At 52.2% G+C, this 20,926-nt stretch carries 19 protein-coding genes; 12 read left to right on the top strand and 7 right to left on the bottom strand.

The window, feature by feature from the left end; translation table 11 throughout:
* Positions 1–295: 295 nt before the first annotated feature.
* Complete coding sequence (gene fhuE / locus Q3H59_RS24110; protein ID WP_280173056.1) at positions 296–2,491, top strand: ferric-rhodotorulic acid/ferric-coprogen receptor FhuE; 2,196 nt, start codon at positions 296–298, stop codon at positions 2,489–2,491.
* 121 nt (positions 2,492–2,612) lie between these two features.
* Here fhuE and Q3H59_RS24105 read toward each other — a convergent pair whose 3' ends face one another.
* A complete protein-coding gene (locus Q3H59_RS24105) occupies positions 2,613–3,761 on the bottom strand; it encodes an acyl-CoA dehydrogenase family protein (protein WP_280173057.1) in 1,149 nt (382 codons plus the stop codon).
* Positions 3,762–3,961: 200 nt separating this feature from the next.
* Between Q3H59_RS24105 and Q3H59_RS24100 the strand changes: the two genes are divergently transcribed.
* Positions 3,962–5,020, top strand: coding sequence for an ABC transporter substrate-binding protein (locus Q3H59_RS24100; protein WP_210080245.1), 1,059 nt, complete (start codon positions 3,962–3,964; stop codon positions 5,018–5,020).
* 66 nt (positions 5,021–5,086) lie between these two features.
* On the opposite strand, the gene Q3H59_RS24095 is transcribed toward Q3H59_RS24100, so the two are convergent.
* From Q3H59_RS24095 to Q3H59_RS24085, 3 genes are all read right to left on the bottom strand, one after another.
* The gene (locus Q3H59_RS24095; RefSeq protein ID WP_192412839.1) at positions 5,087–6,136 is read right to left on the bottom strand and encodes a PLP-dependent cysteine synthase family protein; all 1,050 of its coding nucleotides are present in this window, start codon (positions 6,134–6,136) and stop codon (positions 5,087–5,089) included.
* Between the two features lie 111 nt (positions 6,137–6,247).
* Positions 6,248–7,255 carry an ABC transporter permease gene (locus tag Q3H59_RS24090; protein WP_192412842.1) on the bottom strand — a complete coding sequence of 336 codons (1,008 nt, stop codon included), beginning with the start codon at positions 7,253–7,255 and terminating at the stop codon, positions 6,248–6,250.
* Positions 7,256–7,265: 10 nt separating this feature from the next.
* Positions 7,266–8,339, bottom strand: coding sequence for an ABC transporter substrate-binding protein (locus Q3H59_RS24085; protein ID WP_192412843.1), 1,074 nt, complete (start codon positions 8,337–8,339; stop codon positions 7,266–7,268).
* 194 nt (positions 8,340–8,533) lie between these two features.
* On the opposite strand from Q3H59_RS24085, the gene Q3H59_RS24080 reads away from it, so the two are divergent.
* The gene (locus Q3H59_RS24080; protein ID WP_309837724.1) at positions 8,534–9,310 is read left to right on the top strand and encodes an ABC transporter ATP-binding protein; all 777 of its coding nucleotides are present in this window, start codon (positions 8,534–8,536) and stop codon (positions 9,308–9,310) included.
* Between the two features lie 33 nt (positions 9,311–9,343).
* Here the strand turns inward: Q3H59_RS24080 and eptA are convergent, their stop codons facing one another.
* Positions 9,344–10,987 (bottom strand): phosphoethanolamine transferase EptA, encoded by a 1,644-nt coding sequence (gene eptA / locus Q3H59_RS24075; protein ID WP_309837722.1) that lies wholly within the window; start codon positions 10,985–10,987, stop codon positions 9,344–9,346.
* 315 nt (positions 10,988–11,302) lie between these two features.
* Between eptA and Q3H59_RS24065 the strand changes: the two genes are divergently transcribed.
* The 5 genes from Q3H59_RS24065 to Q3H59_RS24045 all read left to right on the top strand — a co-directional run bounded on the left by Q3H59_RS24065 (position 11,303) and on the right by Q3H59_RS24045 (position 16,317).
* Positions 11,303–11,536 (top strand): hypothetical protein, encoded by a 234-nt coding sequence (locus Q3H59_RS24065; protein WP_405042465.1) that lies wholly within the window; start codon positions 11,303–11,305, stop codon positions 11,534–11,536.
* A 226-nt stretch (positions 11,537–11,762) separates the two neighbouring features.
* Positions 11,763–13,235, top strand: a complete 1,473-nt coding sequence (locus tag Q3H59_RS24060; RefSeq protein ID WP_309837721.1) for an OmpA family protein — start codon at positions 11,763–11,765, stop codon at positions 13,233–13,235.
* A gap of 15 nt (positions 13,236–13,250) precedes the next feature.
* Positions 13,251–14,825 (top strand): hypothetical protein, encoded by a 1,575-nt coding sequence (locus Q3H59_RS24055; protein WP_309837720.1) that lies wholly within the window; start codon positions 13,251–13,253, stop codon positions 14,823–14,825.
* A gap of 4 nt (positions 14,826–14,829) precedes the next feature.
* On the top strand, positions 14,830–15,666 hold the full coding sequence (locus tag Q3H59_RS24050) for a hypothetical protein (RefSeq protein WP_309837718.1): 837 nt from the start codon (positions 14,830–14,832) through the stop codon (positions 15,664–15,666).
* A 276-nt stretch (positions 15,667–15,942) separates the two neighbouring features.
* Positions 15,943–16,317, top strand: coding sequence for a hypothetical protein (locus tag Q3H59_RS24045; protein WP_110867228.1), 375 nt, complete (start codon positions 15,943–15,945; stop codon positions 16,315–16,317).
* Positions 16,318–16,472: 155 nt separating this feature from the next.
* On the opposite strand, the gene Q3H59_RS24040 is transcribed toward Q3H59_RS24045, so the two are convergent.
* Complete coding sequence (locus tag Q3H59_RS24040; protein ID WP_271460330.1) at positions 16,473–16,949, bottom strand: N-acetyltransferase; 477 nt, start codon at positions 16,947–16,949, stop codon at positions 16,473–16,475.
* Between the two features lie 200 nt (positions 16,950–17,149).
* Between Q3H59_RS24040 and Q3H59_RS24035 the strand changes: the two genes are divergently transcribed.
* Both Q3H59_RS24035 and Q3H59_RS24030 read left to right on the top strand, forming a co-directional pair.
* Positions 17,150–18,310 (top strand): IS30 family transposase, encoded by a 1,161-nt coding sequence (locus Q3H59_RS24035; protein WP_280173063.1) that lies wholly within the window; start codon positions 17,150–17,152, stop codon positions 18,308–18,310.
* A gap of 162 nt (positions 18,311–18,472) precedes the next feature.
* Positions 18,473–19,075, top strand: coding sequence for a LysE family translocator (locus tag Q3H59_RS24030; protein WP_309837714.1), 603 nt, complete (start codon positions 18,473–18,475; stop codon positions 19,073–19,075).
* A 120-nt stretch (positions 19,076–19,195) separates the two neighbouring features.
* Here the strand turns inward: Q3H59_RS24030 and Q3H59_RS24025 are convergent, their stop codons facing one another.
* Positions 19,196–19,351: a hypothetical protein gene (locus tag Q3H59_RS24025; protein WP_309837712.1), complete on the bottom strand. Its 156-nt coding sequence runs from the start codon at positions 19,349–19,351 to the stop codon at positions 19,196–19,198.
* 143 nt (positions 19,352–19,494) lie between these two features.
* On the opposite strand from Q3H59_RS24025, the gene Q3H59_RS24020 reads away from it, so the two are divergent.
* Together Q3H59_RS24020 and Q3H59_RS24015 are read left to right on the top strand one after the other, a co-directional pair.
* Positions 19,495–19,779, top strand: a complete 285-nt coding sequence (locus Q3H59_RS24020) for a hypothetical protein (protein ID WP_309837710.1) — start codon at positions 19,495–19,497, stop codon at positions 19,777–19,779.
* 595 nt (positions 19,780–20,374) lie between these two features.
* Positions 20,375–20,899, top strand: a complete 525-nt coding sequence (locus Q3H59_RS24015) for a phenolic acid decarboxylase (RefSeq protein ID WP_309837708.1) — start codon at positions 20,375–20,377, stop codon at positions 20,897–20,899.
* Positions 20,900–20,926: the final 27 nt, after the last annotated feature.

Below are 20,926 nucleotides of genomic sequence, written 5' to 3'. Positions count from 1 at the left end.
AAGGTCGCCATAAATGGTTACCGTACACATAAGAATCTGTTCAATTTCACATAGTTGCCGAAAGCCCCGCCATGAATCTTCCTGAAAATAACGTAAGTCAACTATTACTCGTTGAAGAATAAGGCTTTTCACCAAGTGTAAAAGTGTCAGTAAACTGGTAACAATTTCTTGCATTGGAAATCTTAATGCGTATATTTCTCATTTGCTTTCTTAACGGCTTCCTTACTGTCGTTCCTCTTTCCGACGTCAGCAGCGGTGCCGCAAAAAAATAACGATAAGTTGATTGAGGAATCGTATGTCTTTCAGTGATTTGCGCGTCAGGAAACCCGGCAGTGCGCCTCAGCGTGCGTTACGTCTCTCTTTACTGGCTGTGATGGTTGCGTCGGGTATCGCGCAGGCAGCAGAGACCACCAACACCGAACAGACGCTGAACGTGGATGCCAGCGCCAACGCCGATCAGCAACAGCAGGCGGCACAGGATTACAGCGTACCGGTGACGCGTGCCGGTACCAAAATGGCGCTCACCGCGCGCGATATTCCGCAATCGGTTTCAATCGTCAGCAAGCAGCGTATGCAAGACCAACAGCTGCAATCGCTGAACGATGTGCTGAAGAACACCACCGGTATCCACGGCGTCTCTTCCGATATGGACCGCACCAACTACTATTCGCGCGGTTTCCTGATCGACAACTATATGGTCGACGGTATTCCAACTGCCTTCGCCTCACGCTGGAACCTTGGCGACGCGCAGAGCGACATGGCGCTGTATGAGCGCGTCGAAGTGGTGCGCGGTGCCACCGGCTTGCTGACTGGCCCAGGTAATCCTTCCGCCTCCATCAACATGGTGCGCAAGCACGCCGATAGCAAAGAGTTCACCGGTGATGTTTCCGCCAGCTACGGCAGCTGGAACAAGCAGCGTTACGTTGCCGATCTCTCTGCACCGCTGTCGCCTGAAGGGAACGTGCGTGGTCGGCTAGTTGCGGGCTATGAAGACAAAAACAGCTTTATCGAACGCTACGGCGCAGACAAAAAGTTCGTTTATGGCGTGGTTGACGCTGATCTGACCGACTCCACCAAATTGTCGGTTGGTTACGAATTCACCCAGGTAAACACCGATTCGCCAATGTGGGGCGGCACACCGCGCTGGTATACCGACGGCTCACAAACGAAGTTGCGTCGTGGTTACAACACCGCGCCAGACTGGGCTTACAACAACAAAGAAAACAAAAAGGTCTTTGTTAACCTGCAGCAAAACTTCGATAACGGCTGGAACATCACGCTTAACGGCACGCATAACGAAATGTTCCTCGACAGCAAACAGCTGTATATCGATGGCTTCTTTGATAAAACCACCGGCGCGGGCTCTTCCTCTTACGCCGGCTATCCGGTTATCGGCGGCACCGGCTATAACACCGGCAAACGTAAAGTGGATGCGGTGGATGCCTTCGCCAGCGGCCCATACGAATTGTTGGGACGTCAGCATGAGTTGATGATTGGCGTTAACTACAGTCGTCAGGACAACAAGTACTACAGCTCGTGGGAGAACATCTCATCAGCAGAGCTGGGTAACTTCAATAACTACAACGGCGATTTCCCGGAATCCAACTGGGATCCGCGCGAACCGGCTTCAGATACACAGCTGGTACGTCAGAAATCTGCTTATCTGGCAACCCGCATCTCGCTGGCCGATCCGCTGCATGTGATTCTCGGCGCGCGTTATACCAACTGGAATCGTCAGACGCTGAGCGAAGAGATGGAGAAGAACAACATCACGCCGTACGGTGGTGTGATTTGGGACTTCTACGACAACTGGTCGGCGTATGCCAGCTACACCTCGGTATTCCAGCCGCAGGATTATCAGGATGCCTCGGGCGGATTCCTGGCGCCGGTGATTGGCAAAAACTACGAAGCGGGCGTGAAATCGGACTGGTTTAACAGCCGCCTGACTACCTCGATCTCCGTATTCCGCACCGAGCTGGATAATGTTGGCGAAGCGACCGGCGAAACTAACCCGGAAACGGGCAATGCCATCTATGTGGGTAAAAGTGGCGTAGTGAGCCGTGGCGTAGAGTTTGAAGTCAACGGCGCGGTAACCGATAACTGGCAGATGACCTTCGGCGGTACCAGTTATGTGGCGCAAGATCGCGAAGGCGAGAACTACAATTCTCAACTGCCACGCACCTCATTCAACCTCTTCACCAGCTATCGCTTGCCGATGCTGGATCAGTTGACCTTGGGTGGTGGCGTGACCTGGCAGTCGAAAACCTACGGCGACATTGGCGGTCCAGACGGCGAAGGCACCTGGCGCGCACGTCAGGGCAGCTACTCGGTGGTGGATCTGTTCGCACGCTACGACGTCACCAAAAACGTCTCGCTGCAGGCGAACATCAACAACCTGTTCGACAAAGAGTACGACACCAACGTCAGCAATGGCGGCATCGTGTACGGCGATCCGCGTAATTTCTCTGTCTCTGCGACGTATCGTTTTTAATCAAAATTTAGGGTGCGTGTCATGCGCACCCTATAATACCCCCGTGAAATCACCTTAAGCTGGCTTTTTTATGGCAGCCCGTATTTCTTCTGATTACCCTCCAGACCAATAAATTCCAGCGTCATGATGTACTCCTCTCAGCAGAAAGGGCGGATTTGCCCACGGAAGTGAAAATGGCGTCGTCCTGCGGCGTATGAATGCGGCCGCACAGCACGTTACGCAGGTGACGTTGTAACGGATGGTGGCGCGTCAGCGCATGATTACCGATGCTTTCCACCATCAGCTGCACGCTGCGAATGGCGTTTTCGGTCACCACCTGTTTGATTTGCGCGGCATGTCCGCTGGCAACGTGGCCTTGGGCAGCGCTGCTCAGCAGAGTTTGACTGGTAAACAGCAGCGTATCGATGCGGCCAACCAGCTCCTGGAAGCGTGGCAATGATGCCAGCGGTGCGCCAAGATTGGCCGGCACGCGCTGCTGCAAAAAGGCGATAAACCAGTCGCGTGCGCTATGCGCAATGGCGTCGTACAACGAACCGAGCAGCACCGCCATCCACAGCGATTCCTCTTCGTTGAGGCCGGGTCGCGGCGTGCTCCACGGCGCGACGTTGACCGCGTGATCGAGCGGGATCAGCACCTCGTCCAGCACCACTCGATGGCTACAGGTGCCGCGCATGCCGAGGTGATCCCACTCATCAATAATGTGGATGCCGGGCGCGTTGGCCGGCACCAGATAGCCGCCGACCAGCGGATCGGCATCGTCGCTGCTGGCCCACACCAGAAACCAACTCAGTCCATAGCTGCCGGTGGAGTAAATCTTCTCGCCGCTGATGCGCCAGCCTTCAGCGGTGCGGCGTGCGCGGGTGGCGGGCAATCCGCCGCGCGCGGGCGTGCCTAATTCGGGTTCGACGCGCAGCGCATTGATCAGCGCACCGTCGCGAATCACGCTCTCCGCCACCCTGCGGCGCACCGCGTCTGGCCAGTTTGAGCTGTCGTCGAGGCGACGCGTGTTGAGATACTGCATGATGAGGATCAGCGCTGCAGAAGGTTCGCCGCGCGCCACGGCCTGGATAATCGCCTGGCTTGCCAGCAGATCGCCGCCGCTGCCGCCCGACGCCGTCGGCAATACAAAATGCAGCAAGCCATGCTGCCGCAACACGCTAAAAGCGGTTTTAGGAAATTCGCCGCTGCGATCAACCTCTTCAGCGTCTTTTTCTAAGGCCTGAATAATCACCGGCAATATTTCAGCCAGAAAGGGCGGGTTATTTGCCATGCGTTATTAATCCCCTTATTAAATCAGGCTTAATTGTTTCCTGTTCTGCCACCGCTGTAAAAGCAATAAACCGGCTATATACATGCGGAATCGGCATAATTATGCCGCCGGTGGAAGTGTTAATTTGCAATGGCTGTTTCTGCGCGAGCCATTAATTAGGGTCAACACCTTCACCTGCATTTATTTTTGGGAGTCATTTAATGCCAAATAATTATTTAGTTTCCCGTCGGCATTTTCTGGGATATTCCGCCGCTGCGGCGATGGCGGCAACGTTACCGGGCCGCGTGTTTGCCGATGATCATATGGCGGGCATGCAGATGCCCGGCGATTTACTGCAAGATGGCCCCGGAAAATGGGCACTGGCGAAGCCAACGCATGTGCGTCTGGCGGTCAATCTCAACGCCATCTGCCTTGCGCCGGTAGTGGTGGCCGATCAGCATAACTTCTTTAAAGCGCACAACCTGGAAGTGGAGTTCGTTAACTTCGGCAACTCCACCGAACTGCTGCTGGAATCCATCGCCACCGGCAAAGCCGAAGCCGCTATTGGCATGGCGCTGCGCTGGCTGAAAGCGCTGGAGCAGGGCTTTGACGTCAAACTCACCGCCGGCACGCATGGCGGCTGTATGCGCCTGCTGGCGCGCGATGGCGGGCCGACCACGCTGGAGCAGCTGAAAGGCAAAACCATCGGTGTCACCGACATGGCGGGCGCGGATAAAAACTTCTTCTCGCTGATGCTGAAAAAGCACGGCGTCGATCCCAATACCGATGTCGACTGGCGCGTGTTCCCGCAGGATTTGCTGCCGATGGTGCTGGAGAAGGGCGAGATTCAGGCCGCCAGCGGTTCCGATCCGGTGATGTGGCGCTTAACCCAGAAGCCGGGCTACCGTGAGATTGGCACCAACTTAATGGACGAGTACGCCAGACTGAGTTGCTGTGTGGTGGGCACGCGCGGCAGTTTGATTCGCGAGCAGCCGGAAGTGGCGGCGGCGATCACCCACGCGATTTTGCAGGCGCATGCTTATGCGGCCAAACACCCGGAAGCAATTGGCAGCGAGTTTAACGGCCAGGCACTCAACACCACGCCGCAGGAGATCGCCAGCGTGCTGAAAACCCATACGCACGGACACTATTCGGTGGGGAACGCGTTTGTGAATGAGATCGACGTGTATGCGCGCGATTTAAAGGCGATCAACGTGTTACGACCGGAAACCGATCCGCTGCTGTTTGCTAAGGGGATTACCAGCAACGTGCTGGTTTAAATTGAAATCGCGCCGCTAAGAATACATGCAGGATTCTGTAGCGGTGCGATTTATCGCGCATTATTTTCAGGCGATTTTCCTGGAGGTTTGCACGGCGCTCGCCAGCTTCAGCGATTCGGCTGGTACCTGATGCGCGAACAGCTGGGTGGTTAAATAACTGCTGCCGCCATCAGCCAGCAACACCACAATGCGCTTGCCACGGTTCTCCGGTCGCGCTGCAACCTGTTGGGCCGCCCACAACACTGCCCCGGACGAATCCCCTACCAGCACACCTTCGCTCAACGCCAGCTGCCGCGCCGCTGTATACGCCTGCCAGGTTTCCACCGCGATCACTTCATCGTAAACGCGGTGATCGAGATTGGCAGGAATACGCTCAGGCGTCTGGTTGCTAAACGCATGCACGCCGGTGATCTCCAGTGGATCCGGACGCAGTTCGCTCGGCTGTGAACCCACGCCCGGCTCCACGGCGATAACCTGTAATCCCGGATGCTGCTGTTTGAGATAGCGTCCGGTGCCGGAGAGCGTGCCGCCGGTGCCGACGGCGGCGATAAAGATATCCAGCTCGCCGCCGCTGTCGCGCCAGATCTCCGGCCCGGTGGTGCGTTCATGCACCGCCGGATTGGCCGGATTATCCAGCTGCAGCAGGAAGTGCACTTCCGGTTCCGCTGCGGTGACCTGCTCGGCCAGCCATTTGGTGGCGGCGACGAAATCGCCGTTGCTGGCATCGTAAAACGCTTTGAACCCTTCAATGGTGCTGAACGGCACCACTTCGGCACCGTACGCCTGAATAATCTGGCTGCGTTCGATGCTAACAAAATCATTGATATAGACGCGGAACTTGTAGCCTTTCGCCGCCGCAATCGCCGCTAACCCAATGCCGGTGTTGCCGCTGGTGGTTTCAACCAGCGTATCGCCGGGCTGAATAATGCCGTTGCGTTCGGCGGCTTCAATCATGCTGAGGGCGATGCGATCTTTCACGCTGTGATTGGGATTAAACAGTTCGAGTTTGGCGACCAAATCGGCCTGAATATCGTGTTGCTGTGCGAAGCGAGACAGGCGCAGCAGCGGCGTGTTACCAATCAGTTCAGTGATAGAAGCAGAAATTTTTGCAGCCATAATCGACCTCATAAATAGATGAGATGAGCCTGAATGATTGCACGATAAATCGCGCCGCTACGGATGGGTGCACATACCGTGGCGGCGCAATTTATTACGCAATGTATGTCGTTACCATTTCACCGCGCTGCGCTGCCATGACAACAGGCGATCGCGCACCAGGAACAGCAGGGAGATCAGCGAAGAGAACAGCAGCGCCATCACAATCAGCGCGGCGTACATATTGGCGTAAGCCGCCCAGCCTTGCGCCCACTGCAGATACCAGCCGAGCCCGGATTTCACGCCCATCATCTCCGCCGCCACCAGCACCGAGAACGACGCGCCCAAACCCATAAACAGGCCAACAAACAAGTGCGGCAGCGCTGCCGGCACCGCCACGCGCAACACGAGGAACAGCGAATTGGCACCGAGCGTGCGCGCCACATCGTAATAACGCGTATCAACGCTGGAAACGCCCGACCAGGTTAGCACCGTCACCGGGAACCAGGTCGCCAGCGCAATCAGAAATACCGCCGCCGAGAAGCTTGACGGGAAGAAGTAGAGCGACAGCGGCAGCAGCGCAGTAGAAGGTACCGGGCCAAGGAAGCGCAGAATCGGATGCACCCAATAACCCAAGCCGCGCGACCAGCCAATCGCCACGCCGGTAATAAAGCCAACCACGCTGCCGTAGATAAAGCCGAAAGCCAGCAGACGCAGCGAATTGAGCACGCTATCCAGCAGGCGCGGCCAGTCGGTGGCGTAGGCTTCGACCAGCGCACGCGGCGGGGCGAAAAACGGCGCGGGCAGCAGCGCCAGTTTGCCGGTGACGGTTTCCCACAGGCCAATCAGCAGCGCCAGCACAATCAGCCACGGACCGCTGCGTTTGAGCGGCGCGAGTAGTGTCAGCCGCGGGAACAGACCCGAGGCAATCGCCAGCGCGGTGAGAAGCAGCGCGATGGCGGCAAACAGCTCGTGCGTTTCATTGACAAAGCGCGGGGCGTTAAAACCCTGCGGCTTATCCGGCACCGCCACCATCAGCGCGACCAGCGCCCACCACAGCATGAGCGCACCCCAAACCGCCGGTTGAAGGCGGCGCGGCACATCACGCTTGCGGGCAATCGTCAGGGTAACACTTGCCATTCTCGTCTCCTTAGCTGGACATGTTGCTCATGTGCGCCATGTTGCTGGCGTGCTGATGGGCCGATTCCGCCGGCAGTAGCTCCGGCACATAGTGTTCAGCGAAGCGCTGCGCATCGGTATCCGGGCGGATCACATTGATTTTCTTCAGCTCATCGATATACACCGCCACCTCTTTGCGCAGCTGCACGCCGGTGGAGTGATGGCTGTGAGTGTGTTCTTTCAGCATCGCGGCGATATCCTCCACCGCGACGGAGCCGGGCACAAACGGCTGGAAGATTTTCGCCGTCTCTTCCGGATGTTCGGCGGTCCACTGCTGCGCATCGACAATCGCCTGGGTGATAGCGCGCGCGGTGGCGGGATCGTCACGCACCAGCGAGCCGCGCAGGCCCAGCACGCAGCAGGTGAGGTTGGCGTATTCGCCTTTCAGGTTGTTATCGACTTCCACCAGATCGTGCTGCTTCTTCAGCAGCCAGCCCTGCGGATCGTCGGTGGCCAGCGCCTGCACTTCGCCTTTGCGCAGCGCTTCGCCGAACAGGTCGGGCGGATATTGCAGCCAGTTGACCTGCTTATCGGGATCGATGCCCTGTTTCGCCAGCTGAATGGCGAAGAAGTTACGAATCGGGCTGGCCTGATCGCTCACCGCCACCGATTTCCCCACCAAATCTTTCACATCGCGGATGCCGCTATTTTGCGGCGCGAGTAAACGCATGCAGCCGCCGTGCGTGCCGACGGTGAGATCCACATCAAAACCCTGCTCCAGCGGCTTCAGCCAGCGCAGCGCCATGCCGATGCCGCCATCGGCCTGGCCGGTGGCAATCGCCTGTAACAGCGCATCGGTGGGGCCGCTGAAGTTCACCGGCTCAACATTCAAGCCGTACTTTTTAAAGAAGCCTTGCTTAAGCGCCACAGATATCGGTGACTGACACACTGCGGTTTGCCCCCAGGCCAGCTTGATGGTTTTCAGGGATTTATCGTCGGCAAACACGTTGCTGCTCAGCAACGGATTCACCGCCACGCCGGCACTAAAGAGACCCAGCCCGCGTAATAACGCGCGGCGGCTCAGAGAGAATTGTTGCAATGTCATCCTGTCTTCCTTGTAGATAAAGTTCACAGGCACTATGGCAAAGGCAATTAGCACGACCAAATAACAATCCCGCATGACATCATGCAGTTTTTCATTATGAATATTTGCGGATAGGTTTGCCGAAATGGCTATTTCAGTGTGGGAAAGGCGCGGCTTATGCTTTATTTCTAAGCAAATCAAGCAGGAGCGAAAATATGGCTACCACTTCGGCGGGCGTTAATATTGCGATTGAGAAGGTGAATCATCACTTCACCCTAGAAGGCGAAGATTTACCGGTGCTGGAGAATATTAATTTGCAGGTAGAGGCCGGTGAATTTGTCGCGCTGCTGGGGCCGTCCGGCTGTGGCAAATCGACGCTGCTGCGTTTGCTGGCAGGCCTCGAACCGCCCGCCAGCGGGTTACTGGCGGAGGAGGGCAAAGCGATAACCGCGCCCGATCCGTCGCGCGTGGTGGTGTTTCAGGATCCCACGCTTTATCCGTGGCGCACCGTCTATGACAACGTCGGTCTCGGTTTGCAGATTCGTGGGGTGAGCCGGCCGGTGCGCGAACAGCGCATTAACGCGATGCTGGATCGCGTCGGCCTCAGGCAGTTTGCTCGCGCGTGGCCACATCAGCTTTCGGGCGGTATGGCGCAGCGTGCAGCGCTGGCTCGCGCGCTGGTTAACGTGCCGCGTTTGCTGATCCTCGATGAACCGCTCGGCAAGCTCGATTCCCTGACGCGGTTGCGGATGCAGCAGGAGATTGTCGACCTGTGGCAGGAGCAGCAGTTCACCACGCTGATGGTGACGCACGACGTAGAAGAAGCGCTGGTGATGGCAAATCGCGTGGTGGTATTCAGCCCAAGACCGGCGAAAGTGGTGGATGTGATTGAGGTGAATCTGCCGTGGCCGCGCCGTCGCGATGATCCGCAGTTGGTGGCGCTGCGCAGCAGGATATTGGATTTGTTGGGGGCGGATCGGGTAGCTGCGTGATGTGGGTCGCCATTCATGGCGACCTTCTGGCATTTAACTCTGCGTACCTCGGCAACCGGCCAAAATATCATCCGCAGGTTGATACTCGCTGGTCTGAATCCCCGTCAATCCCAGCACGGTGGAGAACAGATTATCCTGCGAATAACTCTGATGCGCCGCTTGTTTATCGACACAGCTTTTACTCACGCCATAACGCTGCTGGTAATCTGGTGACAGCCAAATCAGCATCGGCACATGTTTCTGCACATCCGGTGCAATCGCATACGGCATACCGTGCAAATAAGCGCCATTTTCCCCCAACGACTCACCGTGATCCGATAAATACACCAGGCTGGTGGTGTATTGATCCTGATGCGCCTTCAATACATTGATCGCCTTATCGACAATGTAATCGATATACAGAATGCTGTTGTCGTAGGTATTCACCAGCTGCTGTTGCGAACAATCCTGAATTTGATTGGTATCGCAGGTCGGCGTGAATTTTTTAAACTGCGGCGGATAACGGTTGTAATAGGTTGGGCCGTGACTGCCAATGGTATGCAGTACGATCACGCCGTTGCCTTTAAGGTTTTTGATAGAGTCCTCGATGCCGTGAAATAATACCTCGTCATAACACTCCCCGTCGTGACACATATTCGGCAGATTCAGACTGGTCATATCCTGATGCGGGACGCGATCGCAGGCACCTTTACAGCCGCCGTCATTGTCATTCCATAAAACCTGCAGGCCGGCGCGCTGGATAATATCGAGCATGCCTTCCTGATGTTCAGCAAGCTGGTCGTCATAATGCGCGCGCGGCATATTCGAGAACATGCATGGCAACGAGACCGCAGTAGCGGTACCGCAGGATTGCGTATTAGGGAAATAAGAGACGTCATCTTTCGCCAGCAATGGCGTGGTTTCGCGGCCATAACCATTGAGCTGGAAATTCACCGCGCGCGTGGTTTCACCCACCACCAAAATCGTCAGATTGCGCTTTGCACCCGCCAGCATCTGCGGCTTTTGTTTGGCATCTAAGCCAATTTTCACCAGCGGCAAATTGGCGGTGCGGCTGTGGTGATACCAGGAAAGTGTCGCCACAATGGAGTTCGACGGGCTGAGCGACTTGATCAGCTCTTTTTGGTTACGAAACAGCGAGGCGTAATCCTTATAGAAAAGTGTCGCCACCAGGGCGATGCAGATGACCGACACCACAATTGACGCGGCGCGTTTGGCGATGTTTTTCCACAGAGGTTCGTTATGTTTAATCCGAATCCAGAATACCAAAAGGGCAGCGAGCAGGCCGCTGCCACCCAGCGTGATAATTAACTTAGGCGACAATAAAGCAAAGGACTCGGACGGTGTGGTATCCAGAATATTCACGATCATCGAGCGATCAATAACAATGCCGAAGGTCCAGATGAAATATTGCGCAGCCGCCGCCACTAATACGAACAGCGCAAGAATAAGCCGGTCAAGCCAAACAAAAGAGGCGAGCGTGGCGATAATATTGATCACGCTAAATGCCACCAGCGGCATTGAGACGAAGACGAATATCGTGCGCAGCGTATCGAGTGGCATTGCTGCAATCACCTGACGATAAAAGGCAATATTCAGGAACACCGCAATATAAATTGAAAATAGCGAAATAAACGTCAGCCGACTTAGCGTCGGTCTTTTGCGCAGCGAAAACGTCATTGGTCCATCCATAATAGTGAAGATGGCGCCAGATTAAGAAATAAAGGTTAAGTGAACCTTAGGCTGGATTCTGTCAGGCAGATTTATCTTTAGACAGCATCATTGCGGCTGACCGTGGTGAACAATAATTCGCGCAACCAGCGATGCCCGGCATCGCGGTGCGTTCTTTCATGCTACGCCACGGTTTTGGTGAAGCCTGAATCTCCAGCGGCGGCGCGCGCGTCCCATCGCATTCAAAGCCGCATCTGTGACGCCGTGAAAATTCCCGCCGAGATAAGACACCAGCGCGTGATTCTGTGCGCAGAAGTGGTTAACGTGAGATTTCCAGGGTGGGGCAGCGATGATCGTCTGGACGTGCTGCATGCATGGTTGATCGAAGATCTTTCCGATAATCGCGTGCGCCTCCTGACGCAGGAAACTCAAAACGGCAAACCGGCGGTTGAGCCGGCAAAAGCGCAGGCGAACCCGATGATTAACGGCCATCAGGATTGGCGTTTGGTCAAACTTGCTACGCGTGTCCATATTCATCAAACACCTATTGCGCGATAAATCGCGCGATGATTAGATAATATTACTAACGTAATTTCATCACTTCCTCCTGCGTCAATCCGTTTTAATCCCCCTATCTCCTTGAATAGAAGAAATTCTCCACTGAGGTCTAAAGTCATCGGCATTGCTGCCGATAAAAACCTGTGAATTTTTTTTATCAATTAGCCTCAACCATTAATCATTGTTTCCTCCGCACGACAGAGGATTTTTCAATCAAGGATTTGATGTGAATTTACCCTTTTCTAAAAAAGCTGCATCCGTGCTGATCGCCGCTTCTCTGACTTCCAGTTGTGCCTCAATGAATGACTTTGCTCGTGATTACGGTACCGCTGCCGGTTGTATCGGCGGTGCCGCACTGGGTGGCGGCATCACTTATCTGGTGACTCACGACGCCAGGAAAGCCCTGGTGGGTGGACTGGCAGGCGGCGTAGCGGGATGCGTGGTCGGGAACGTTTGGCAGAATCGTGAACAGGCGCTGGCTAAAGTCGCCGAGGAAGAAAAAATTCGCATCAGCACTCAGGCGCTTAAGGCGCAGGAGAACAGCAAGCAGGAGCCGGTTGGGATTGTTGCACAAGTTGAGGACGGTACCATGTTCGCCATCGACAGTGCAGAACTGACCAGCAGCGGCATGCGTCAGGTGCAAAAAATTGCCACAGCGATGAAAGGCGGCCAGCAATCCTCCAGCGATGTTTTGCTGGTGGTGGGACATACGGACGCCACGGGCAAAGCCGAACACAATCAGCAACTTTCTGAAGCGCGTGCCCGCAACGTTGGGCTGGTACTGGAGCAAAGCGGCATTAAAGCCAGCCAACTCTATTTCCAGGGCGTGGGTTCCTCACGTCCACTGGCGGATAACGATTCCCTTTCGGGTCGGGCACAAAACCGCCGGGTTGAAATCGTGGCGTTGGCGAATGAAGCATTGTTACGCCAACGTCTGGCGCTGGAAAGCAATAACCCACTGTATTTGCGCCACAGCTCTGCTGCTGAAAATACGTTGGCGCGTACTTCAACCGCCAGGGCGGCACCACGTATAGCGAGCAAGAAGGCTGCGACAAAAAGCGCTGAAGTAAAAGCGCCGGAAGTGGTGACCCAACCTACTCAAGCCATTGCTGAGAGCAATCCCGTTAACTTTGTCGATTTTGGTGGCAAGCCCACCAGCGCACAGGTTACGGGTCTCGCCAGCAACTTAAAGCCGCTGTTGCAAGGTTTCAGCCTGATTAGTCAGGCGCAGGCCAGCAGTGTCAGCGGTAGCTGTCTCACCGATCTTCCCCGCGTCAGTGGGCTGGCTAAGAATTTAGCCAGCGGTAAGGCGATCGATCAGCATGATACGCGGGAATATCTGCCCAATATGAACGGGCGCGCGTGGGCTGGATTGGTGAATGGCAACCTGGTGACATTGACGCCAGTGTTTGTTCTCAAAGAGGGTGCCGTGGTAACGCAAAACCCACGAGTGCTCATCACGCCAAATTATGCGCAGGGCAACCGCAAGGCGCTACAAGGCATGGCAAGTGTCGCCAACAGTTGGGAAGGTGAAGAAAGCATTCTTTACCGCGTCTACATCGCCGATGCCCAGCAACAACCGATCTCGTGCGTCGACCTCTTGCTGCCGAAATCGGGCAAGCCTGTGCAACAAGGACAGCTCTTTTATAGCAATCATCGTCAGCCGTGGCTGGCCAATTACGCACCTCAGCGTGGATAAACGGATAACTCTCTTATGGAAATTTTAGATACCTTAATGCAGGCGATCGCCACCTATCGCTACATCTTCTGGCCGCTTTTCGGGCTATTGGCGCTAACACTTGGCGTGATCAAATGGTGGGATCAAGTTCGTTACTTCTTTCTCAACCTGTTTTGTTCCCTACCGCTCTTTGGCCACATCACCCGTTTGTCGCGTAGCCATGAATCTCGCCGTGCGGGCACCGGCGGACGCATCTGGCATCCGGCTGAAGAAGCGTTGTGTGGCAAGTTTTATCAATTTCATAGCATTTCAAACCGCGATGCCGATTTTTATCTGCGCTGCGTTAACTATCTGAACAAAGTGGATGAGCGGGGCCGCAAACCGACCAGCGTGGTGTTGTGGTTATGCAGTATCGCCCTCGTCATTCTGGAGGCCTTTATCTTTGCGCTGGTACTTTCGCCATTCATTGCCAACAACATCTCTGCGAACCAGGCGGAGCTGTCGGCGATTGTGGTTTCGGTGCTGATTGGTGTGATTTTAGTGCCCGCAACGCATTTAATGGGCACGCAGTTACACAAAAATACGCTGCTGAGCAAAATCCGCTACTGGCATAAAGAAGCGCGTCTGGAAGGCCATGCGCAGGCGTTGGTCAAAGACAACCGCGTCTCGCTGGAAAGCAGCCGCATTGACGATGATGCACCCAGCTATTTGCAGATGCTCAACCGTGTGAACCACGGTATTGGCGCAAAACCGCAATATGTACAAACGGTTGTGACGCTGCTGCTGATCGTCACCTTTGCGGTAGGTGCCTATTTCATTCGTGCGGCAACCATTAATGCCGCCGAAACCCAGGCCGTCAATGGCACGCCGTTCAGCCAAACCAGCGCGGCGAGCAACGCTTCACCTTTTGAGTTGCCACAGCAAGCGGTGGAAGATAATCAGCAGGCTGATAAGCAAGCGGCGCAAGAGGTCAGTGACAACCGCGTGTTCGCCTCCAAATTGACCTTCATTATTTTGTCGGTGATTTTCATTGGCGTGCAGATTATCGGTATTTTGATTGGTTATTACCGTTCTCTGGTCGGCATCGAATCGCGCCTGGCGGCGAAATATATTGGTAATTTTAGTAGCTCTGAAGAGTTTGCCGCGTGGTACGCCATGCGCCGTGAGCGCGTAGAGCGTGATGCGCAGGATAAACTGGCAAGCTTGCAGAATCGTATGGCGATGCAACGCGCCAGTAGCGCCAGCATTGCACAAACTGATGTTCGGACCTTCGACGATTACGTGCGCGGTAAGCAGCGCGATAAAGCACTGGCCGACGATCAGCATCAGCAATTTAACGCCACACGCGCTACCGTTGCTCCAGAGCGCCCGGTACATCAGCCAGAACCGGCTTTGGTATTTGAACCTACAACGCCAACACCTGCACCGGTGGCACTGGAAACGGCACCTGCTGCTGACGCTGATGAAAAGGCGCGCATCGCGGAGTTGGGCGATTTGACAGCCCTAGATGATGAAGAACTGCGTTTGGTGGCTGAGGATTTGGGTCTGTCAATGGAAGCACTGCTCAGTCGTCGTAAAGTGCAGCGCGTGCTTAATAAGGCCAGAGGATAATCAGGTGAAGATCAGCAAATGGTGTTTGCTGCTGTTAGCCGGGGTGAGTGCCCTGGCGCAGGCTGCGGATCGCAACGATATCCCGAGCTGTTATGACTATGCCAAACTCAGTCAATATCGCCCGGCCAACAGCGGTCGTGAGCTGGTGGTGATTATTGATCAAACGGTTAAAGTGCCGCTGCAGATCAAAAATACCAGTTGGCAGCAGATCATGCGTTTTAGCCAGCCCGGCGATCATGTGGTGCTGTATCAGTTCTCGGCGTTGCTGCAGAACAATTTCATGCAGCGCTTATTTGATGGACGTCTGGAGCCGCTACTCACGGACAAGAAGATCCGCGACAATCAAGGCATGGAGAGTTTGAAGAACCTCGACAAATGCCTGAGTGAGCAAAAGCAATATTTCGCGAGCGCAATGGGTGGGTTGATGGCAAAAAGTTTCGCTGAGAAGGGCGATAACATCGCTAAAAGCGAGATCCTCGATAGCCTGAAACGCATTAGTCACGATCTTGAGCAGGATGAAAACGCCTCACGTACCCTGTTTCTGATCTCCGATATGCTGGAAAACAGCGCTTTCGATAGCTTCTATCGCAATAACGCGCTGCGTTTGCTTTCGCCTGAGAAAGCGTTGCAGAAGGTTAAACAGCAGAATTTGTTAGCGGATTATGCCGGCGCTAAGGTATTTGTCGCAGGTGCAGGATTGATTGATACCGATGCGAAAAACAACTATCGCTCAGGGAAAATCATTCAGCAGCTTGAGATATTCTGGCGCGACTATTTTACTGCGTCTAATGCAGAGTTAGTAAGTTTTGGTGCACCGGCGTTGAATGTAGATTTGCAATAAATTATTCAGAAACGATGTATTCACTGCCTCAACGTCTGGCCAGGGCAGTGAATATGAGTCGCGACTTCGTTACCATAATGGTTTTAGGGTGGATTACCCATGTTCATCTGCTCACCGTTGATCTGGGTAAAGCGCTTTAACATCTCCCGCATCTGGCATTGAAAGAATGTGTGCATATGGCAAGGTCCGCTATGAGTGAGGAGCGGAAGTTCATAATTTTTTCGACAATCTTCTAAGCGGTTATGCTAGAAATAAACAGCTACAAAGGGAATGGACATGACATTGTTTGAAGAATGTAAGGAATTGCTCAAGGCAGATTTTGATGTTGTGGAAGGAGATGATTTGAGCATGGTAATGGATATTTTTCATCAATATCCATGGCATAGCGGTAAAATTATGTGGCATGAAATGGAATTCAGCGATCATGAAATTACTGATGAGATGTTTAATGGGGGCGGCTTAGGTAATGAAACTGTATTTGTCATAGCGGATGATGCTAATGTGCCTGTGTTCAAAACGCATCTACAACTCATTGTCGATAATATCTACGATGTTATCTCCATATCATCTAATGTCTTTATATTTAATGATAATTTAATGATGCAACCATTATTTCCTCACGATTTTATACGGTTTAGTTTGCGAAAGTGATTCGCTGAAGTTCTGGCCAGAACCCCGCATATTAGTACATTCCGATGTTAGCAATGTCTGCTTTTAGCACGTAGCTGACCATCGGACTGAACTGAAGGTCCGCTGCGAACGAAAGCAGGCGTAGTTTTCAATTGCTGATTCTTTTATTTAATATCCTAACGCACGATTGACTTGCTCATATTGATACCCGTTACTCCAAAACCGCTGCTCTCGTATACATGGAAAGCACGAGCATTATCTCCAGCTACGCGTAGTCTAATCTCTTTAAAACCCTTATCCTGAAGATCCTCTTCAAAAGCGCGAAGAGCCTGTTTACCCAATCCCCCTCCCTGAAGTGAATTAAAAATATGAAAATCATAGATAAATACTGTGCGCATTGCCGCGTCTGGTTTGTACCAGAGATAGCCTACGTGCCTCTCAAATACATCTAATTTCGCGAAAATGGACAGTAAAATTTGCCCGTGCGTATTCACTCCTTCCGCAAGCAACTTTGATATTTCCTGCCTGGCCATCGTTAGAGAATCACTTTTAGACATTCTATAATTTGACGCTATCTCAATTGCATAATCAGGAATAAAATATTCCAGATAAGCAGAGTACTCTTCTTCTGTCATTGAGCGAAACGAGACCATCTTTTAATCCTTATTGAGGAAGTCATACAGACAGAAAGGGCCATACTAATAGCGCCAATACCAGTGTAACGTCAAATTATTCGTTTATGGAATAACAACACTTCCGATCGATTACATGAAAGTGATACTCAATGTCCGCTTCTGGCTGTGAGTTCAATGGGTCGATGCAACGCTATCCTTAATCGAAGGGGGACGTTGCCATGAAACGAAGAACGCGTATTAACTACACGCCGGAACAGAAAGCGATTATCTGGGACAGATATAAGCAAGGTGATTCCTTGCATGATATCGCCAGAATGTTCGACAGATATCATTCTTCTATTATGCCCACTATCCACCAGACTGGTGGATACCGCCCCCCTGTCCGAAAGCGTCATCCGTTAGCGCTTTCACTTTATGAAAGAGAGGAAATATCCAGAGCGCTGGTAGCAAAAATCAGCATCAGGGCGATCGCAAACAAACTCTCGAGAGCCCCCTCAACGATTAGCCGGGAGATCAAGAGGCACGGTGGTGCAAAACAATACCGTGCATCAAAAGCGGATACTGCTGCGTGGGAAAATGCTCTGAGACCAAAACCTTGCAAGCTAATTGAAAGACCAACACTGTGTAAAATCATCGCAGAGAAGATGCATCAGGACTGGTCGCCGGAACAAATCACCGGTTGGCTGAAACGCTGTTATCCGGATAATCAGGAAATGCATGTGTCACACGAAACGATATATAAAACGCTTTTTATACAAACCCGAGGTGCATTAAAAAAAGAACTGCAGCAATGCCTCAGAAGCGGAAGAGTCGTGCGTAGATCCAGAACATCATCGCTTAAAGGGAAAGGATTAGGGTCAATCCCGAATACGATCTCTATCAGCGAAAGGCCACCTGAAGCCGCCGACAGAGCCATATCAGGTCACTGGGAAGGTGACCTGATCCAGGGCTCTAAAAACTCCTATATCGTCACCCTCGTAGAACGTCATTCCCGTTTTGTTATGCTGGCCAGGATCAGGGACAACAAGACCATAACGGTTATATCTGCACTCATCAAACAAGCCCGGGAATTACCTGCTGAGCTTTATAAAACATTAACATGGGACCGGGGTGCTGAAATGACTAACCACACCCGGTTTACTGTAGCCACAGATATCCAGGTTTACTTCTGCGATCCCCAATCCCCCTGGCAACGCGGCTCCAATGAAAATACAAACAGATTGCTTAGGCAGTATTTTCCAAAAGGAACTGACCTATCGGTTCACAGCCAAGAAAGACTAAACAGCGTTGCCAGACAGCTCAACGAAAGACCGAGAAAAACGCTAGACTATGAATCACCCGCAGAGCGTTTTAACCAATGTGTTGCATCCATCAGTTGAACTCACAGCACGAAGCGGACAAGCTAACTGAGTCGAGGTCGCTATGAGCGAAGAGCGGACTTTTAGTCAAAAAGATCCCCGTTTTTGCTTAGCTGAACATTGCCTATATGCGAAACGCTTGCACTGGCAATTTCAGAGAGTGCCAATTACTATCCAGAATCTATGGATATGAACATTTTGGGCTTTATGCCAGCCTTACTCCCTGTTGCCCTGTCTCCCGGAGCGAGCTTCACTCTCGTTATGAACAGTGCTCTGACAGGAGGTAACAAAGGTTTATTTAGAACCCTCGCCGGAACCGCTCTGGGCATATATACCCATGCAATTTTTATAGGGTTTGGTATCACGGCAGTGCTCATCTCGTCGTCAGCAGCGTTTGCTGTGCTTAAAGTAACCGGAACTGTCTATCTGCTTTGGTTAGGCGCGATGCTTATCCGGAGAGGGATAACGGTAAATTCAGGCGGGTTTACTGGTGCAAAGCATTCCGTGACTTTAAAAGAGGCTTGGCTGGCTAATGTTTTGAACCCTAAAGCCATCCTTTTTTATTTGACGGTCGTTTCACAGTTCGCAGGCGCGAAGGGTGGCGTTTACAACTACCTTATACTGGCATCAGTTCATATAGTGGTTATGAGTATCTGGCTTTTTGCAATCACTCAAACGCTCATATTCTCAGCCAAAAAAACTAACCCGCGAATGCTGAAAAAGTACGTCAACATTGTCGGCGGGATAATGCTCATTGCTTTTTCTCTGCACAACCTTATCTATTAACTCCATAGAAATACCGTTGTTCCTGATGGTCTCTACGGCCCGCAGGCCAGAGGCCGGCAAAGGCAAATTCCCGGTCAGGGGCTTCCGCGCTTGATACCATCCAAAAGACTTCAGATGTCTTCAGGTCATTTCCGGCCCATCCTCTGCATCCAGCTCTTTTCCCAGCGAGGAGGCAAGGGCAACGATGCCTTTGCGGCGGCCCACAAGTAACAGAATGTGGTTCTCATTTAGCGGCATGTCAGGCGTAACGGCGATGACTTTATCGCCGCGTTTCATGCGTTCAACGGTAACCGGGAAAGTGGGTTAGCTAACGCTCTAATCTGAGTAATGCTCCTGCTCGCGGCCGCTCCTGCCAGAAACACCCGACCTATCAGTTCAGATAAAGCAGGCATCTGTCTTGATGCCGGTATGATTACACCATGCATCAGTTCCTGTTCAGCTTTTATTGCGTCTTCACGAATAGAGCGCCCCATAATTTTGGCAAGAATGTTAACGCAGATAATGATGGCACCCAGGGAGCCGAAGATGTATGTCACCGCATATCCCACCGCGACATTCCCCTGCATCTGCTGGAGCTGTGCTGGATCAAGATTCAGTTTTCGATGGCGGCACTGGCAGTACCGATAATTGCTGACTGGGTTAACGCACCATCGGCGATGCCGGCCGCAATTCCCTTGTCCAGCGCAAATATGCGCCCAGTTTGAATTTACCAATCCACGTGCCTACAGCGAGAGAAAGAAAAAGCGCCAGCTCCGGTGATAATCGAAGAAATCCATGAATCAAATCCATAGAAATATATCCCGCAGAGAAAATTCTTAAGGCTCAGGCATATTTTTCTGCCTGAAGAGTGATTATTCAGTTAGAAGAAACGTCAGCGTTTGATGCTTATCTCAGGGTAGCTTTATAATTTGCTTTCGCAAATTTAAACCCTAAGAACAGGTTTAAGGTAGTGCAAAATACTGATAAATAGTCTGATTTTAATCGTTACATTTTGAAGGCGAACCGGCAATTTATTACATACGGTTAACCTTTTTATTAATTTTGCGACTGAGTCAAACTATTTAGCATTATAAAATGGTTAATCATTATGGAAAATTCATGCAAAGTGGCTATATTATCCCTAAGCAAATGACTTGTATCTGTCATCTAAATGCTAATATTATGTAAATAATTGATATACAAATGCTTGCGCATTGTTTCATAAAGTGCTCACCACGTGACGCTACAGTATTTAGATTACGCGGGTGCAGCAAGTAACATTCCACACTTCGCCACTCTATCGGAAAATATGAGGTCGTTATGTCAAGTGAATCAGTTAATGATATATCAAAAGACTTATCCGCCTTTGTAGGGACGCATTTTGTCTATACCTATGATAATGGATGGAAATATGAATGGTATGCGCGTAATGACAATACGTGTGATTACAGGATTCATCAGGGGTTGGTAGGTGGTCGTTGGGTGACAAATCAAAAAATGAATGCCGTGCAGTTCGCACCTGGCATTTATAAAGTCGACTGGCACGAGCCGACAGGAACCTGTGTGAGCCTGTTATTTGATATTGAAAGAAAGATCATTCATGGCACCATCTTCTTTCCTCAGTGGATTGCAGGTGAAAATCAACATCCTGAAAAAACAATTTGTTATCAAAATGAGTTCATTGAGGATATGCATCGCTTCCGCGATGAAGGACCGGCATATCCCTATGTTGTGATACCCGAATTTGCCAGTGTCACGTATATGAAAAATGAAGGGCCTGATAATGATGCTGTTATTAATATGCCCCCAGGTCAACTTCCGGACAATTTCTTCGATGGGAAATAATTAATTCCGGACATTACTGCTTTATTA

Source organism: Pantoea sp. SORGH_AS_0659 (genome assembly GCF_031453915.1).
Lineage (GTDB): Bacteria > Pseudomonadota > Gammaproteobacteria > Enterobacterales > Enterobacteriaceae > Pantoea > Pantoea leporis.
Note: the sequence above shows the minus strand (reverse complement) of the source record. Positions and strands in the feature narration are given on the sequence as shown.